The following is a 17359-nucleotide window of genomic DNA, read 5'->3' on the forward strand; positions in this document are numbered from 1 at the left end:
GTCAGCAGTCTGAAAAGCGCCCATCATGGGCGCTTTTTCTTTTTTGTAGCGCCGTGTATTGTCGAGGAAAACTTTACCGGCGACCTTCCCGAAATTGCTGCTCCCGCTCTAACTTCCAGTTGCCCGGCATCGGTCAAGGCCTTGATAAGTTTAAGTAAACGTCTTTGGCACAGTCCGTGCTGATCGTGAAGGGTACGCCAGTACGGCGAATTTTCTTCAATCCGGGAGATGCACCGTGAATAACGACATTGCTGAAGGCAAATGGAAGCAGATGATCGGTAAAGCGAAGGCTGCGTGGGGCGAACTGACAGACGATGAATTGACCAAGGCCGAAGGTCGCGCCGACAAGCTCGCCGGCCTGATCCAGGAACGATACGGCAGGACCCGCGACGAGGCGGTACGCGAAGTACGCCGGTTTTTCGACAGCAACCGGGATATTTGACAGACCGGATGAAGAGCTACAGGCGCCCGACTGCTTATCGGATACGTATCGGATGTATCGGATCGCGCAGGCCGGGAGCCTGACCAGGCAGCAAAGGACCAGAACTACATGAGTCGAATCGCCCTCCGTCGCGCCCGGCGTCGTCCATGCCGGGCACTGCGCCCACGCCAACCGCGCGGCTGCCGGCTTGCCGCGTGGCCGGTCGCGGCCGACGCGACGCGGCATCCGACCGACCGTACCGGCCAGCCGCCGCGCCCGTATCGCTCATATCGCCCGTATTGCGCGCGAGCCGACCTCGCCGCGCGCCACACCGGGTATTCCATCCATCCAGAAAAATTGCGCTCGCCATGCCACACGCCCTGATTGTCGAAGACGATCCTAATAGCCTGTCAGGCCTGTCCGCCATCCTCGCTGCCGATGGCTTCTCCGTCGACACCGCGACCACCATCGCCGAGGCCCGGGCCGCGTTGACGCGCTTCATTCCCGACGCCGTGCTGGTCGACCTGAATCTGCCGGACGGCAGCGGGCTCGACCTGTTGCAGTATTTGCCCGCGCATCCACCTGGCGGCGCATTGCCAGTCATCGTGATGACCGGCAATGCAACGGTCGAGAGCGCGATCGAAGGTCTGCGGCATGGCATCTGGGATTACCTGCTCAAGCCAGTCAACATCCCGCGCTTGCGGAGTCTGCTGGCGCGCATTCCGCGTCCATACGAACTGACAGAGGAAGTGCAGATGCTGCGCGCAGCGTTGCGCCGGCTCGGCCGATTCGGCTCGATGCTCGGCCGCAGCAGCGCGATCCAGCACGTGTACGACACGATCGAACACATCGCGCCGACCGAAGCCGCCGTGCTGATCTCGGGTGAAGCCGGCACTGGCAAGCAGGTCGCGGCGCACACGCTGCATGAAATGAGCCGCCGCCGCAAAGGTCCGTTCGTCACGCTGGATTGCCGCGACGCGGCCAGTGTCGGCGCGCTTCGCCCGCTCGACAGCCTGCTGTTCGGTCACGAACGCGGTGCATTCGGCGGCGCCGAGCAGCGCGAGCCGGGCATGTTCGAACAGGCCAGCGGCGGTACGCTGTTCATCGACGAGATCGCCGAATTGCCGCGCGTGCAGCAGGAAGCGCTGCTGCGGGCGCTCGACTCGCAGACGTTCATGCGGGTCGGCGGCACGAATCAGGTCGTGACGGACTTCCGGCTGATCGCATCGACGCGCAAGGCGCCGCGCGCCGCGGTGGCCGACGGCAGTCTGCATCAAGACCTCGCGTTGCGGCTCGAAGCCGCCGCGGTGATGCTGCCGCCGTTGCGCGAACGCGGCGAAGATGCGGCGCTGATCGCTCAGGCAGTCATCGACGACCTGAATCGCGAGCCAGCCGCGCACGGCACGTCCGACGGTGTGAAGCAGGTCGCGCCGAACTTCCTGCGCGAGTGTCTCGCGTACGACTGGCCGGGCAATGTGCGCGAATTGCAGGAGCGCGTGCGGCGCGCGTACCGCGCGTCGGGCGACGTGCTGGAATCGTTGCGCGCCGACGAAGCGGGTTCGGCGAATGGTCGCGAGCTGAACGGCAGCCGCGTGCAGGTCACGGTCGGCACGCCGCTCGCGGACGTCGAGGAAATGCTGATTCGCGCCACGCTCGATGCAGTCGGCGGTACGCGTCACCGCGCGGCATCGCTGCTGGGGATCAGTCCGAAGACGCTCTACAACAAGCTGCAGCGCATGCGGCTGAACTGAGTTCGACGGCCGATCGCGGCCGGCTCGAGCCAATAAAAAACGGCGCTCTGTGTTTCGCTCAGAGCGGCTCAGGGCGCCGTTTTCCGGTTCACCGACACGCGTCTCGCGCAGCTTATGCGAACGCGCTGCGCAGCAAAGCCTGCGCTTCGAGGTATTGCGGCTCGGCAACCAGCTTGCTCCACTTCAGCGCCTTGCCGCGCGGCCGCATGCGCTTCATGCGACGCCGCGATGCCTTCGACGGCGTGAAGCGCAGCGCATCCAACACCTTCTCCGCTTCGTCAGGCTGATTGCAGATCAGCACCATGTCGCAGCCGGCCTGCAGCGCGGCGCTCGCCCCTTCGGTCAACGTGCCGCCCTGGCGGGCGGCTTCCATCGACAGGTCGTCGCTGAAAATCGCGCCTTCGAAACGCAGCTTGTCGCGCAGGATGTCCTGCAGCCAGACGCGCGAGAAACCGGCCGGTTTCGAGTCGACTTGCGGATAGATCACGTGCGCGGGAATCACCGAACCCAACGACAAACCAAGCCAGTCATACGGCGCCACGTCGTCGCGCAGGATCTCGTCGAGCGACCGGTCGTCGACGGGCATCGCGACGTGCGAGTCCGCGTGGGCGAAACCATGCCCCGGAAAGTGCTTGCCGCAATTGCTCATGCCAGCCAGCGCGAGCCCATGGTTCAGGCTCTTCGCAAGCAGGGTCACCACGCGCGGATCGCGGTGGAACGCGCGGTCGCCGATCACCTGCGACTGCCCATAGTTCAGATCGAGCACCGGCGTAAAGCTCATGTCCACACCGCACGCGCGCAACTCCGCCGCCAGGATATAACCGATCGCGGTGGTCACCTTGGTGGCGTGCAACACATCGCTGTCCCATAGCGCGCCGAGCTTGCCCATCGCCGGCAGCACCGTGAAGCCATCGGTGCGAAAGCGCTGCACGCGGCCGCCTTCGTGATCGACGGCGATCAGCAGATCCTTGCGGATCGCACGGATCGAATTGGTCAGCTCAATCAGTTGCGCACGGCTCTCGTAGTGGCGCGCGAACAGGATCACGCCGCCGGTCATCGGATGAGCGAGGCGGCGCCTGTCGTCGTCGTTCAGCGTTTTGCCGACCACGTCGAGCATCACCGGTCCGGGAGTGTTTTTCATCGAATTCCGCTGGAAAAAGCGTTGAGCAAGGAGAGACGCGGCCGACATGGGCCGCGTTCGACGTTTCTTATTCGTCCCTGGCCGGTGCCACGGGTGCATTCGTGGCGTCCGCCCCGCCCGCCTGCGCCGTTTCCGCGATCACGAACGACACCGCGTAATCGCGCTCGTCGCTGATCGTGACGCGCGCCGTGATGCCACGCGCGTCGAGCCATTCGGCCAGCTCGCCGGACGCGACGACCATCGGTTCGCCGCTCGGCTTGTTGAGCGTTTGCAGCGCGCGCCAGGTCATCGGCCAATGCATGCCGAGGCCGATTGCTTTGGAGAACGCTTCTTTGGCCGAGAACCGCGTGGCGAGAAACGCGAGACCACGCGCCGCCGAACGGGCCTGGCGCGCATGATAGACGCGCAGTTCGTCGGGGCCGAGGACCTTCTCGGCAAAGCGGCCGTTGGTGCGCTCCATCACCGCGGCCACGCGGCTCACCTGCACGATGTCGGTACCGATGCCGTAGATCGCCATGCGCGGCACCGCCGCCTCAGGCCGCATCAGGCGCGTGCGCCGAGACGCGCGGCGACCATGATCGCCTTCATCTCGCGCACCGCGTTGTCCCAGCCGGCGAAGATCGCGTGCGCGACGATCGCATGACCGATATTCAGCTCCTCGATGCCCTCGATCGCGGCGATCTGCTGCACGTTGGTGTAGTGCAGGCCATGACCCGCATTGACCTTGATGCCGAGCGTCGCGCCGAATTCGACCGCGCGCACGATGCGCTCGTATTCGCGTTGCTGCTCGGCGGGATCGTGCGCTTCTGCATAACGGCCCGTGTGCAGTTCGATCACCGGCGCACCGGCTTCATGTGCGGCGCGAATCTGCGTTTCGTCCGGATCGATGAAGAGCGACACGCGCGAGCTCGCCGCGGCGAGTTGCTGGCACGCGGCACGCACCGCTTCGAACTGGCCGGCGACATCGAGGCCGCCTTCGGTGGTCAGTTCCTGGCGCTTTTCCGGCACGAGGCACACGTCATGTGGCTGCACTTCGCAGGCAATGTCGAGCATTTCCTGGGTGACCGCGCATTCGAGATTCATACGCGTCTTCAGGAGCGGCCGCAGCTTGCGCACGTCGGCGTCGACGATATGACGGCGGTCCTCGCGCAGATGCAGCGTGATTGCGTCCGCGCCCGCTTCCTCGGCCATCAGCGCCGCGCGGATCGGATCGGGGTAGGATGTGCCGCGCGCATTGCGCAGCGTGGCGACGTGATCGATGTTCACGCCCAGGTCAATCACAGTCGGCGACGTAAGAAAGAAGCTCATAAGTTCTGCAAGTCGATCAGGATCTGGCGCGTCGCGAGCGGCGTGCCGCCAAGATAAGTATTGAGCAGAAAGCGCATCAGCGTTTTGCTTTGCGCCACGGTCTGCGCTCGATGGTAATCGTCCTGTTCCATATCAAGCAAGGTTTGTCCCGCGACTACCGGCCAATACGCGGGCCAATCGTCCGAGGCTTCGCGCACGCCGCGCTCCGGGTCGAACACATAGCGGCCGTCAGGCAGCACCGCCTGACGCGTGACGGTGCGATCGAGCGCCATCGCGTAACCCGTCTCGCGCAACAGCACGCGCTCGAACGACCGCAGCACCTGCACGGGCGGCTCGTCGTGCGCGAGACGCGTCAGCGTGACGACGTAGTGATGGAATAGCTGCGGATGCGGATCTTCGCGCGCGCAGAATTTGACTAGCAGCTCGTTGACGTAGAAGCCGCATAGCAGCGCGTCGCCGGTCAGCGGCAGCATGCCGCCGACCCACTCGGCGCCGGTCAGCGTGCGCACTTCGGATTTGCCCGACCACGACAGCGAGAGCGGCTGGAACGTCTGCAACACGCCGCGCAGCGCGGAGTGCGGACGCTTCGCGCCCTTCGCGACCAACGCGAGACGGCCGTGATCGCGCGACAGCACGTCGATGATCAGGCTGGTCTCGCGATACGGGTAGCTATGTAGAACGAAAGCGGGTTGTTCCGCGATCCGGTATTCGGACGCGGAGCTGCGGGATGCACGGCGGGCTGGCGGGCGGGCCGGCGCGCGGGTGGCCGATTCACGCGGCTCGTCTGCGACGCCCGGGGCGCCCGCGGCGCTCCCGGCATTTTTAGCGGCGGATTTTTTGGCGCCGCGAGCCGGTCTGGATGGCTCGCGTGCCGACGCGGCCGGTTTCGGGTCGTCCGGGGCAGCGTCGGAATTCAGCGTCATCCACGCGTCATTCGTACCCATACGCGCGAAGTCCGGCTTCGTTGTCGGCCCAGCCGCTCTTCACCTTGATGAAGGTTTCCAGATAGACCGGCCCGTCGAACAGCTTTTCCATGTCGAGGCGCGCTTCGGTGCTGATCTGCTTCAGCTTGGCGCCCTTCTGGCCGATGATCATCGCCTTGTGCGTATCGCGGTCGACCAGGATGGTCGCGAAAATGCGGCGCAGGCGCCCTTCGGTTTCGAACTTGTCGATCAGCACGGTGCTGGTGTACGGCAGTTCGTCGCCGGTCCAGCGGAACACTTTTTCGCGCAGGATTTCCGCGGCAAGGAAGCGCTCGCTGCAATCGGTCAGATCGTCTTCGCCGTAGATCGGCGCGCCCTCCGGCAGGAACGGCTTGATGGTCGCCATCAGGCGCTTGATGTCGTCGGGATGCTTCGCCGACAGCGGCACGATCTCGTTGAACTCGCGCAGCGTGCTCATCTGCTGCATGAACGGGAAGAGCGACTCCTTGTCCGATACACGGTCGAGCTTGTTCGCGATCAGCAGCGTCGGCACCGACGGCGGAATCAGGTCGAGCACCTTCTGGTCGTCCGCGCCGAAACGGCCTGCCTCGATCACGAACAGGATCGCATCGACCGAGGTCAGCGTGGACGTCACCGCGCGATTGAGCGAACGGTTCAGCGCGCCGCTGTGTTTGGTCTGGAAACCCGGCGTGTCGACGAACACGTACTGCGCGTCTTCCAGCGTGTGAATCCCGGTGATGCGATGGCGCGTGGTCTGCGCCTTGCGCGACGTGATGCTGACCTTCTGGCCGACCAGCGCGTTCATCAGCGTGGACTTGCCGACGTTGGGGCGACCGACGATCGCGACCATGCCGCAGCGAAAACCAGTGGGAGTGGGAGCGTTCATATTCGGGCTACAGCAGGTTCAGGTCGGCACGCGGGATTGGCGCGCCGATGGCAGTCAATGGCCCGCGTCGGCGACGCGCGTTTGCAGCGCGTCGGCTACGCCGGGTTCGTGTTCGGTGGATACCGGTGCGGTCGGTGCGGATGGAGCCGCTGCCGCAGATGTGGTGTCGCGACCGCGGTGCCGGTCGACGCCGCGCACGGATGTGGCTTCGGTTTTGCCGTCGGCGGGCTTGTCCGCGGCGGACTTGTCAGCGGACCGGTCGCTTGCATGGACGATCGCTTTGTCCGTCGATTTGTCCGCTGCCTTGTCCGTCGCCTTGTCTGATTTTTCGGTCTTGTCGGCGCGCTCGGCTTTGTCTTGTCCGCTGTACTCGACATGCGCGGCGCGAATCACGGCGAGCGGCGCACCCGTGGCGGTCAGCGTCGGCCGTTCAGCGGCTGCGGGTTTCTCAGCGGCAGAATCCGCCGCCGCGGTTGCGCGCGGTTCGCCACGCGCCGCGCCGCGCTCGTTCTTGCGCTCGGGGCTGCGCAAATCCAACGCTGCCTGCACACCGGTCACGCCGGGCACGATCTCGGGGTCCGCGTTTTTCGCCGCCCGCGCACCCTTCGAGCGCTTGGACCTGGCAGTAACGGCGGGCGCCGCGGCCATCACTTCGTCGAGCGCCTTTTTGGCGGCCGCCTGCTCCGCCGCGCGGCGGCTCGCGCCGGAACCGGACACTTTCACGTCCAGCTTTGGAACCGTGCACTCAACTTCGAATTGCTGATTGTGCGCTGCACCATGCGTCGCGACGACCGTGTATGTGGGCAAAGCGATCTTGTGACCCTGCAAATACTCCTGCAGCAGCGTCTTGGCGTCCTTGCCGAGCGTACGCGGGTCGATGTGATCGAGAATCGGCACGTAGAGGCGCTTGATGACCGTCTGGGCGGCGTCGAAGCCGCCGTCGAGGAATACTGCACCCAGCACCGCTTCGAGCGTGTCAGCGAGGATTGACGGCCGCCGGAAGCCACCGCTGCGCAACTCGCCTTCGCCCAGCCGCAGACCTTCGGAAATATTGAGGGCCTGAGCGATTTCATATAGCGACTGCTGCTTGACCAGATTGGCGCGCACGCGCGACAGATCGCCTTCGTCCAGTTTGCCGAAACGTTGGAACAAAAGCGCAGCCACCGCGCAATTCAGAACGGAGTCGCCGAGAAACTCGAGCCGTTCGTTATGCGTGGAACTGTGACTACGGTGCGTTAAAGCCTGGCGCAACAATTCCGCATTGCGAAATTCGTAGCGCAAACGGCTTTCCAACGGAGATAGGGGCATGGGCAGAGTATAACGCGGGCGCCTGACCCGGCGAAAACGCGGGGCGGCCTGCGGAAAAAGCGTGGTGAGGCGAGGTTACCGCGGGATTTAATGTAGCGTGATAACACGCCGCGACTCACGTGACCGAAGTAACGATTATCCGCGCGGCGTGTGATGCAATCAGCGCACACGAACTCACTTGAATGAGCCGACGCGTCGTAGGTCGCTGAAGTTCATCCAGATAAAAAATGCGCGGCCGACGATATTGCCGTCAGGCACGAAACCCCAGTAGCGGCTATCCGCACTGTTGTCGCGGTTGTCGCCCATCATGAAGTAATTGCCAGGCGGCACTTTACAAATCACGCCACGCGCGTTGTACGTGCAGTTGTCGCGATACGGAAAATCTTCGGCGCCGACGATGAACGGCGGCACGGCGGGGTTGTTCAGAATCGCGTTCTTGTGGCCGCTGATATCCTGTACGAACTGTTTCGCGTAACCGAGGCGCTCTTCGTCGAGGTAATCGGGCAGCGGCGTTTCCGGCACCGGCTTGCCGTTGACCGTGAGCTTCTTGTCCTGATACTCGACAACGTCGCCCGGCAGGCCGATCACGCGCTTGATGTAGTCGACCGACTCGTCTTTCGGGTAACGGAACACCACCACGTCGCCCCGTGAAGGCTGCCGGCCCTGGGTGATCTTCGTATTGGTGATCGGCAGGCGGATGCCGTACTCGAATTTATTGACGAGGATGAAGTCGCCCACCAGCAGTGTCGGCACCATCGAACCCGAAGGAATCTTGAATGGCTCGACCACGAACGAGCGCACCACGAACACCACCAGAATCACCGGAAAGAAGCTCGCCGAATACTCGAGCCACCACGGTTGACGCAGCTTGTCGTCACGCAGCCGCGCACGCGTTTGCGCTGCGTTCTCATCGGCGAAACGTTCACCGATGCGCGCCTGCTGACGGTCGAACTCCGCGACCGCGGCCTCCGCCGCGCGGCGCCGTTTCGGCAGGAAAACCAGTTTATCCGCGACCCATGCGACGCCCGTCACAACGACGAGCACAAAAAGAATCAGCGCAAAATTCATAGGGTTCCGTTATTCAACTTATTTGTCTTCGACACGCAGGATCGCGAGGAAAGCTTCTTGCGGAATCTCGACCGAGCCCACCTGCTTCATTCGCTTCTTGCCTGCCTTCTGCTTTTCCAGCAGCTTCTTCTTACGCGAAATGTCACCGCCGTAGCATTTTGCCAGCACGTTCTTACGCAACGCTTTAATGTTTTCACGCGCAATAATGTTCGAGCCGATGGTGGCCTGAATCGCCACATCGTACATTTGTCGCGGAATCAGCTCGCGCATTTTCGCCGCCACTTCGCGGCCGCGATACTGGCTTTGCGAACGGTGCACGATGACCGACAGCGCGTCCACCTTGTCGCCGTTGATCAGCATGTCGACCTTCACGACGTCGGACGCGCGATATTCCTTGAACTCGTAGTCCATCGACGCATAGCCGCGCGAGATCGACTTCAGACGATCGAAGAAGTCGAGCACGACTTCGCCCATCGGAATTTCATAGGTCAACTGCACCTGACGGCCGTGGTACTGCATGTTGACCTGCGTGCCGCGCTTCTGCGTACACAGCGTGATCACCGAGCCGACGTAGTCTTGCGGCATATAGAGATTCACGGTGACGATCGGCTCGCGCACTTCTTCGATCTTCGATGGCTCCGGCATCTTGGCCGGATTCTCGACCATGATGGTCGTGCCGTCGCGCTGCAGGACTTCGTACACCACGGTCGGCGCCGTGGTGATCAGGTCCATGTCGAACTCGCGCTCCAGACGTTCCTGCACGATCTCCATATGCAGCAGACCGAGGAAGCCGCAACGGAAACCGAAACCGAGCGCCTGCGAAACTTCCGGCTCGTATTGTAGCGACGCGTCGTTCAGCTTGAGCTTTTCGAGCGAGTCGCGCAGCGCGTCGTACTGGTTCGCTTCGACCGGATAGAGACCCGCGAACACCTGCGGCTTCACTTCCTTGAAACCGGGCAGCGGCTCAGGGGCCGGACGGTTCACCAGCATGACAGTGTCGCCCACCTTCGCCGCGGCCAATTCCTTGATGCCGGCGATGATGAAACCCACCTGCCCCGCCGACAACGACTCCAGATTCTTCGACTTCGGCGTGAACACACCGATATGCTCGACCGGGTACTGCGCGGCGGTCGCCATCAGGCGGATCTTGTCCTTCGGACGCAGCGTGCCGTTGACGATGCGCACCAGCATCACCACGCCCACGTAGTTGTCGAACCACGAGTCGATGATCAGCGCCTGCAGCGGCGCTTCAGGATCGCCCTTCGGCGGCGGCACTTTCGCGATCAACGCTTCGAGCACGTCTTCGACGCCCAAGCCGGTCTTCGCGCTGCAACGCGTAGCGTCGGTTGCGTCAATGCCGATTACGTCCTCGATTTCGGCAATCGCGTTCTCGGGGTTCGCCGCCGGCAAGTCAATCTTGTTGAGCACCGGAATCACGTCGACGCCGAGTTCGATCGCCGTGTAGCAGTTGGCGACGGTCTGCGCCTCCACGCCCTGGCTCGCGTCGACCACCAGCAGCGCGCCCTCGCATGCGGACAGCGAGCGGCTGACTTCATACGAGAAGTCGACGTGGCCCGGCGTGTCGATCATGTTCAGGTTGTAGACCTGGCCGTCGCGGGCGCGGTATGTCAGTGCAGCGGTTTGTGCCTTGATGGTGATGCCGCGCTCGCGCTCGAGATCCATCGAGTCGAGGACCTGGGATTCCATCTCGCGGTCGGACAGGCCGCCGCAGATCTGGATGATGCGATCGGCGAGCGTCGACTTGCCATGGTCGATGTGCGCAATGATCGAGAAGTTACGAATATGATCCATTCAGTGCCGATCAAGCAAAAAAGGCGCGCTCGGACAATAGCGGAGCACGCCTTGTAAGTAGGTGAAAAACCTATCTATTTTAGCCGAAAAGGCTATCGCCCGGCGCATCTTGCGAAGCTCCGGCGGAAAAGACGGCTCGGGAAAGGCATGCAAGCCGGTAGGAATGACGCGCGTTTGCACGCCGTGTGAGCCCCCGGATAATCTCAGGATGCCGCGGCCACACGTGCGGCCAGCGCGGCCCGCACGCACGCGACGTCGAGATGATAGTGGCACAGCTCGACACCGTCGCAGACCAGAACCGGCACCCGTTCGTTGTACCGTGCTTCCAGCAACGGATCGTGGTCGACGTCGACCACCACGACCTGCGCGCCGAACTCGGCCAGCAACGGCTCGAGCGCGGCGCGCATGTCTTCGCACAGGTGGCACCACGCTCGCCCGTAGAGCGTGAGCGGCGCCGTGGTGATCATTTCTGCGTGCTACGCGGGCGGACCGGCACGAATTGCGTGTTCTCGCCACGACGCACCAGCAGCGCGACCATCTTCTGCGAGTCGAGATGCGAGGTCAGTTCGTCGAACTGCTTGGCGCTCGTGATGTCCGTATCGCCCACGCGCAGGACGATGTCACCCTTCTGCAGCCCCACGCGCGCCGCCGGACCATCCGCCGCGTCGATCTGCACGCCGTTGTGGAGCTTGAGCGCCTTCAACTGATCGGCCGGGATGTCGCTGACCGCAAGACCCAGCGCGTTGGTCGCGCGCTGCTTCGGTGCCTGTGGCTTCTTCAGATCCGCCTTGGCGGTCTTGTCCGGCTGCATCTCGGCGATCGTGACCGGCAGGTCGTGCGTTTGACCCTTGCGCCAGATCGTGATCGTCGACTTGGTGCCCGGCTTCGTATCGCCGACCATGCGCGGCAAGTCGGTTGCGGTGTCGACCGAATGACCGTTGAACTTCAGGATGATGTCGCCCGGCTGCACGCCGGCTTTATCCGCCGGGCCACCCGGTTCGACGCTGCTGACCAGCGCGCCCTGCGCCTTCTGCAGACCGAGCGAATCGGCGACATCTTTAGTGACTTCGCCGATCGCCACCGCGATCCGGCCGCGCACAACCTTGCCAGAGGCCTTCAGCTGATCGGCCACGCGCATCGCCTCGTCGATCGGAATCGCGAACGAGATGCCCATGAAACCGCCGGTGCGGCTGTAGATCTGCGAGTTGATGCCGATCACCTCGCCCTGCATGTTGATCAACGGACCGCCCGAATTGCCCGGATTGACAGCGACGTCCGTCTGGATGAACGGCAGATAGTCGCCGGTGTCGCGCCCCTTGGCGCTGACGATGCCCGCCGTCACCGTATTTTCGAGACCGAACGGCGAACCGATCGCGACCACCCACTCGCCGACGCGCACCTTGTTCGAGTCGCCGATCGTGATGGTCGGCAGGTTGGCAGCGCTGATCTTCACGACAGCGACGTCGGTCCGCTCGTCGACGCCGATCAGCTTCGCCTTGAATTCGCGCTTGTCGGTCAGCGTGACGTAGATCGTGTCCGCGTCGTCGATGACGTGAGCGTTGGTCATCACGTAACCGTCCGCCGACATGATGAAGCCCGATCCGACACCGCTGTTCTGTTCCGGATCGTTGCTGTCCGGCGCCTCCTGGCTGCCGCCACTGCCGCCGCCGTTGTCACCGCCACGCGGCGAACCGGGCGGCGATTGAGGCGACTGCGGCAATGGAATGCCGAAGAAGCGGCGGAAGAACTCCGACATGTCGCCGTCGTCCATACCCGGCGGCAAGCCGCCGCGAGCACTGTTGTTCGACGCGCGGGTAGTTGTGCGAATGTTGACGACCGCCGGGCCGACCTTGTCGACCAGATCAGTGAAGTCAGGCAGATTGGCGGCGGGAGCCGCTGATGCCGTATGCGGTACGAGCGGCAAACACGCCGCTACCACCGCGGCCGCGAGGAATTTGCGCACCGAGAAAGTCGTCATATCGTTGCAAGCCGAGGAATCAGGATTCGGGGGGTTACTTCGGAGATTTGTATTCTATGGCAGCCGCAAATTGCTGCAATGTGGTCTGGGGCACTTCACCCAGCAGGGTAATCCAGAAGTCGCCCCGGCGCTTCACGAGCACATGCGTGGCCCCACTGCTACCCGCACCTTCCTTGCGTGTGTTGTTCTCGGTTGGCTCGACGAACACCGAAATGGCCGCAAGGCCGTCGGAGAACACCGCCTGGTCAACCGGAATGGTGGGTTGGCCCGCTTCACGCGCTGCCATCGGACGGCGCAACTGACGAATCATGTGGAAGCCCGGCACCGCTGGCGTGATCTGCCAGCCGTGCGCGGCCATGTCGACCGGCTCGACCGGAGGGCGCACCACGGTCCACCCCGAAGTATTACGAATGCCGTTGACGATGGCCGCCTTGTCGACCGGCACGCCGATGCGGACCTGCGAAAACGACAGCTGTTCGAGCACCTGGCCGTTCGGGTCGAGGGTCTGCGCGCGCAGCAGCAAGCCCGTCTTCTTGTCGGCCCACAGCTTGTAGGCAAAGCGGTAGGCGTCTTTCGGATCGAGTTCGATCACGTGACTATCGACACCCGCGACGCGGTCTTCGCCGAGCAGTTTGGGCTCGTAGACGGACAGCACCTGCTCGCCACTGACCGCCAGCAGTGCCGGAAAAGCGTCTTTGTTCTGGCGCTTCTCGACCACACACAGACGCCGCTCCGGCACGAACGTGTAGAGGTCGTCGTTATGACGCAGCATCTTGCGTGGCTTGCCGTCGAGACTTTCGAGCTGCTCGAATTCGCCATCGGTATGGGTCGCGTAGTGCGCGATGCGCGACGTCTGCACAAAATTGCCGCGCTGATAGACGAACGCGCCCTCATAGTTTTGCTGCTGGGCAGCCTGATGGATGCGATCGAGCAGATCCGCGGCCGTGCGATGCGCGACGATCGGATCGTCGGTTTGCGCAAAGACCCGCGGTGTAGCGGACAACAATACAGCTGCGCAGAACAGAAATGCCGGCAGCCGCCCCCAGATAGTCGTTTTATTCAACCGCGGAGTCTGCATCAAACTAGTGGCCTTGCGTAGAGACTGAGGCAGCGCGAATCACCGGCATGGAGCCCGCCATGACCGGTTGTTGCGCGAATTGCTGATGAGCTTCCAGATATTGATCGAGACTTGCGTCACGGATGATGTTGGCGTCCTGCGCGATCGGCTGGGCCGTTGCCCCCGGCACCGGCGCCATCGCCACGCGCTGCACCGTGTCGCCACTCGACTGGAGCGACGCGATCTGCGCGCCCGGACCGCCCGGCACGCCTTGCAATTGCGGCACCACGATCCATGTCAACGTAGCCGCGGCGGCAGCCACCGCAAAGGCCGGCACGACGCGGCGGCGCAGCGCCAGCAGACGGCGCGCAACCGGCATCGCGGCAGGCGCCAGCACATGCGGCTCGTTTTCGAAGCGTGCTGCGAAACCGCGCAGAAATGCGCTGCTCGCCGCCGGCTTGATCGCCAGTTCGTCGGAACGCAATGCGTCACCGATCAGGTGATAGCTGGACCAGGCGGCGCGCTCTTCGCCGTCCAGCCCGGCAACCAGCGCGTCCAGATTCAGATGCTCTTCGCCGAACAGCTCGCCGTCGACAAGTGCGGACAGCCGCTCACCGCGCGGACTGGCTTGCGATTGCATCGAGACCGACCCCATGATGCTCCCCATCTTACAAATACCCCGTAGTGACACCACTAATCCAGATATTGCATCCGTGCCCCAGTTGGCCGGCCGGGAATTTACCAGCGCTTGCCTTCGGGTGTGTCAAGCAATGGACGCAATTTTGCCGCAATGGCTTCGCGAGCGCGGAAAATTCGTGATCTGACGGTGCCGATCGGGCAACCCATCATCTCTGCAATTTCCTCGTAGCTCAAACCTTCAATTTCACGAAGAGTAATGGCGGTGCGCAACTCTTCCGGTAAAACCGCCATCGCAGCATTGACCGTCTCGGCGATCTGCTTGCTCATCAACATCGACTCAGGCGTGTTGATATCCCTTAGTTGGTCGGCGTCCGAGAAAGTTTCAGCTTCTTCAGCATCTGCTTCGGTCGAGGTCGGCGCGCGCCGGCCCTGGGTGGCAAGGTAATTCTTCGCGGTGTTGACCGCAATCCGGTACAACCACGTATAGAAGGCCGATTCCCCGCGAAACTGCGGCAAAGCCCGGTATGCCTTGATGAAGGCGTCCTGTGCGACGTCTTCCACTTCGGCCGGGTCCCGCACGAGGCGCGAGATCAGCCGGAGAATCTTGCGGTGGTATTTTGAGACCAGAAGCTCGAACGCGGCCTTGTCGCCCTTCTGGACGCGTTCGACCAGTACCTGATCAATCTCTTTTTCGCTCACCTGATAAATCCGTTAACTATAGGGCGCATGACGGGGGACCATTGTAGCGTCCCCATCAGAGGGCACGTTACTCCGGAAACAGCGGTTACAGTCGTTACAGTCAGGCGCCGGCGGCGCGCCGGCCGAGCACCGACAGTGCCCGGAAGGCGGATCGCGGAAGTGCGTCGGCAGCCAGCAATAACGTGCGCGCACGCCCCTCTGCCGGCCTGAGCGCGAGGACCAGCAAACGGTCACTCCACTGCGAACAGCCAACAATGCGTCCCTGTGCCACCAGGGTGCCTGTTCGGCCCCAGACGGATAGCTCGCCCGCCCCGATCCGCAGCGCGAGCGGCTGCGAACGCTCATGCCTTAGCGCGCAAAGCGCGAGCAGCGCCGCTACGGCGAGCGTCAGCGGCACGGCCTGCCCGGCGCCCAGGTGCGACGCGAGGCAGCTGTAGACGGCCACGGTTGCCGTCAGCATGCAAACTCCCAATGCAACGCGCATGGAGACGGAGCAGTGCAGCGCAATCCGCTGCGCCGCTCCGTCGGGCATGGCCGATTCTTGGGAGAGTGCCGGCAAAGCCGGCGTCGTCGACTGGCGCGTCACCCGCTAGCAGGCGATCAGGCGCGCTTGAAGACCAGCGTGCCGTTCGTGCCGCCGAACCCGAACGAGTTCTTCAGCGCGACGTCGATCTTCATCTCCCGCGCGGTGTTGGCGCAGTAGTCGAGATCGCAGGCGGGGTCCTGGTTGAAGATGTTGATGGTCGGCGGCGACACCTGATGATGCACGGCGAGCACCGTGAACACCGACTCCAGACCGCCGGCGCCGCCCAACAGGTGACCTGTCATCGATTTGGTCGAGTTCACCACCATGTCTTTCGCGTGATCGCCAAACGCGCGCTTGATGCCGGTCGTTTCAGCCAGATCGCCGAGCGGCGTGGACGTGCCGTGCGCGTTCAGGTAGTGCACCTGGTCGGCATTGACGCCCGCATTTTTCATCGCGGCCAGCATGCAACGGCGTGCGCCGTCGCCATCTTCCAGCGGCGCGGTCATGTGGTAGGCGTCGCCGCTCATTCCGTAACCGCCGACTTCGGCATAGATCTTCGCGCCGCGCGCTTTCGCGTGTTCGTACTCTTCGAGCACCATCACGCCGGCGCCCTCGCCCAGCACGAAACCATCGCGATCGATGTCCCACGGACGGCTCGCGGTAGCCGGATCGTCATTGCGCTGCGACAGCGCACGCGCCGCCGCAAAGCCACCGATACCGAGCGGCGACACGGTGGATTCCGCGCCGCCCGCGATCATCACGTCGGCGTCGCCGTATTCGATCAGGCGCGAAGCCTCACCGATGCAATGCAGACCCGTGGTACACGCAGTGACGATGGCGAGATTCGGGCCCTTGATGCCGAACTTGATCGACAGATGGCCGGAGATCATGTTGATGATCGACGCCGGCACGAAGAACGGCGAAATGCGGCGCGGGCCGCGATTGAGCAGTTCGGTTTGCGTCACTTCGATCATCGGCAGACCGCCGATACCCGAACCGACCACCACACCGATACGCTCCGAATTCTCGTCGGTGACCTCGAGGCCGCTGTCCTGCATCGCCTGGATGCCCGCAGCCACGCCGTAATGGATGAACGTATCCATGTGGCGCGCTTCCTTACCGGGGATGTAGTCCTCGATATTGAAGCCCTTCACCTCGCCGGCGAAACGAGTCGAAAAGTTCGACGCATCGAACTTCGTGATATTGGCAATACCAGACTTGCCGGCGACCAGATTGGCCCAGCCGTCGGCAACATTATTGCCAACAGGCGAAATCAGCCCCAGGCCTGTAACAACAACACGACGGCGGCTCACGGTAACCCCTTTTTCATAGATGACAAAAGCAAAAGCCACAGCGGCCACAGGAATCTGCCCTGTGTGCCCTGTGGCTGTTAAGTCGGCAATCGCGCGGAAAGTTGCGCTGTCAACATCGCTGGCTCCTGCTCGGCAAACGGCGCGGCGAACGGTACACAAACCGGCCCGCCAAAAAACGCCAGCCCTGCTGGCGTCGGCAACCGACACGGCAGGGCGTCATACGCCGCCAACGCAGAAGCGCAGGCGCGAATGACCTTAGGCCTTGACGTTCGCGCGAGCGTAGTCGATCGCTTGCTGGACGGTGGTGATCTTCTCGGCTTCTTCATCCGGAATTTCCATGCCGAATTCGTCTTCGAGGGCCATCACGAGCTCAACGGTGTCGAGCGAGTCGGCGCCGAGGTCGTTCACGAACGAAGCTTCGTTCTTGATTTCCGCTTCCGCAACGCCCAGTTGTTCCGCGACGATCTTCTTGACGCGCTGTTCGATATTGTCCATTACCCCTCCAAGG

The 17359-nt window shown here is 63.1% G+C and carries 19 protein-coding genes; 3 read left to right on the plus strand and 16 right to left on the minus strand.

The window, feature by feature from the left end; genetic code table 11:
• The 3 genes from BN2475_RS35120 to BN2475_RS28510 form a co-directional block, all read left to right on the plus strand.
• On the plus strand, window positions 1-183 hold a 183-nt coding region (locus BN2475_RS35120), incomplete at its 5' end, for a hypothetical protein (protein ID WP_218023735.1).
• A gap of 52 nt (window positions 184-235) precedes the next feature.
• Window positions 236-442, plus strand: a complete 207-nt coding sequence (locus BN2475_RS28505; protein WP_094782783.1) for a CsbD family protein — start codon at window positions 236-238, stop codon at window positions 440-442.
• 347 nt (window positions 443-789) lie between these two features.
• Entirely contained in the window at window positions 790-2172 is a 1383-nt protein-coding gene (locus BN2475_RS28510) for a sigma-54-dependent transcriptional regulator (protein ID WP_094782784.1), read from the plus strand.
• Window positions 2173-2284: 112 nt separating this feature from the next.
• Here BN2475_RS28510 and nagZ read toward each other — a convergent pair whose 3' ends face one another.
• The 16 genes from nagZ to acpP form a co-directional block, all read right to left on the minus strand.
• Window positions 2285-3313, minus strand: coding sequence for a beta-N-acetylhexosaminidase (gene nagZ / locus BN2475_RS28515; protein ID WP_094782785.1), 1029 nt, complete (start codon window positions 3311-3313; stop codon window positions 2285-2287).
• A 67-nt stretch (window positions 3314-3380) separates the two neighbouring features.
• The gene (gene acpS / locus BN2475_RS28520; RefSeq protein ID WP_094782816.1) at window positions 3381-3830 is read right to left on the minus strand and encodes a holo-ACP synthase; all 450 of its coding nucleotides are present in this window, start codon (window positions 3828-3830) and stop codon (window positions 3381-3383) included.
• Between the two features lie 26 nt (window positions 3831-3856).
• The gene (gene pdxJ, locus BN2475_RS28525) at window positions 3857-4621 is read right to left on the minus strand and encodes a pyridoxine 5'-phosphate synthase (protein WP_094782786.1); all 765 of its coding nucleotides are present in this window, start codon (window positions 4619-4621) and stop codon (window positions 3857-3859) included.
• On the minus strand, window positions 4618-5565 hold the full coding sequence (recO, locus tag BN2475_RS28530; protein WP_094782787.1) for a DNA repair protein RecO: 948 nt from the start codon (window positions 5563-5565) through the stop codon (window positions 4618-4620). Before recO ends, pdxJ begins: the two co-directional genes overlap by 4 nt.
• Window positions 5552-6451: a GTPase Era gene (gene era / locus BN2475_RS28535; protein WP_094782788.1), complete on the minus strand. Its 900-nt coding sequence runs from the start codon at window positions 6449-6451 to the stop codon at window positions 5552-5554. The genes recO and era overlap by 14 nt, the downstream gene beginning before the upstream one ends.
• A gap of 54 nt (window positions 6452-6505) precedes the next feature.
• Window positions 6506-7759, minus strand: a complete 1254-nt coding sequence (rnc, locus tag BN2475_RS28540; protein ID WP_094782789.1) for a ribonuclease III — start codon at window positions 7757-7759, stop codon at window positions 6506-6508.
• A 174-nt stretch (window positions 7760-7933) separates the two neighbouring features.
• Complete coding sequence (gene lepB / locus BN2475_RS28545; RefSeq protein ID WP_094782790.1) at window positions 7934-8827, minus strand: signal peptidase I; 894 nt, start codon at window positions 8825-8827, stop codon at window positions 7934-7936.
• 18 nt (window positions 8828-8845) lie between these two features.
• Window positions 8846-10639, minus strand: a complete 1794-nt coding sequence (gene lepA, locus BN2475_RS28550; RefSeq protein WP_094782791.1) for a translation elongation factor 4 — start codon at window positions 10637-10639, stop codon at window positions 8846-8848.
• Between the two features lie 203 nt (window positions 10640-10842).
• Complete coding sequence (locus BN2475_RS28555) at window positions 10843-11106, minus strand: glutaredoxin family protein (RefSeq protein WP_094782792.1); 264 nt, start codon at window positions 11104-11106, stop codon at window positions 10843-10845.
• Window positions 11103-12617: a DegQ family serine endoprotease gene (locus BN2475_RS28560; protein ID WP_094782793.1), complete on the minus strand. Its 1515-nt coding sequence runs from the start codon at window positions 12615-12617 to the stop codon at window positions 11103-11105. The genes BN2475_RS28555 and BN2475_RS28560 overlap by 4 nt, the downstream gene beginning before the upstream one ends.
• Before the next feature lie 34 nt (window positions 12618-12651).
• Window positions 12652-13695, minus strand: a complete 1044-nt coding sequence (locus BN2475_RS28565; protein WP_094782817.1) for a MucB/RseB C-terminal domain-containing protein — start codon at window positions 13693-13695, stop codon at window positions 12652-12654.
• A gap of 4 nt (window positions 13696-13699) precedes the next feature.
• Window positions 13700-14329 carry a sigma-E factor negative regulatory protein gene (locus BN2475_RS28570; protein WP_094782794.1) on the minus strand — a complete coding sequence of 210 codons (630 nt, stop codon included), beginning with the start codon at window positions 14327-14329 and terminating at the stop codon, window positions 13700-13702.
• 83 nt (window positions 14330-14412) lie between these two features.
• Window positions 14413-15012, minus strand: coding sequence for an RNA polymerase sigma factor RpoE (gene rpoE, locus BN2475_RS28575; RefSeq protein WP_006051939.1), 600 nt, complete (start codon window positions 15010-15012; stop codon window positions 14413-14415).
• 100 nt (window positions 15013-15112) lie between these two features.
• A complete protein-coding gene (locus tag BN2475_RS28580; RefSeq protein ID WP_342744662.1) occupies window positions 15113-15472 on the minus strand; it encodes a protein YgfX in 360 nt (119 codons plus the stop codon).
• Window positions 15473-15612: 140 nt separating this feature from the next.
• Window positions 15613-16851 carry a beta-ketoacyl-ACP synthase II gene (gene fabF, locus BN2475_RS28585; protein WP_094782819.1) on the minus strand — a complete coding sequence of 413 codons (1239 nt, stop codon included), beginning with the start codon at window positions 16849-16851 and terminating at the stop codon, window positions 15613-15615.
• A gap of 255 nt (window positions 16852-17106) precedes the next feature.
• Window positions 17107-17346: an acyl carrier protein gene (gene acpP / locus BN2475_RS28590; protein ID WP_004197638.1), complete on the minus strand. Its 240-nt coding sequence runs from the start codon at window positions 17344-17346 to the stop codon at window positions 17107-17109.
• Between the last annotated feature and the right edge of the window lie 13 nt (window positions 17347-17359).

This window comes from Paraburkholderia ribeironis (genome assembly GCF_900019265.1).
In the GTDB taxonomy this organism is placed as follows: domain Bacteria; phylum Pseudomonadota; class Gammaproteobacteria; order Burkholderiales; family Burkholderiaceae; genus Paraburkholderia; species Paraburkholderia ribeironis.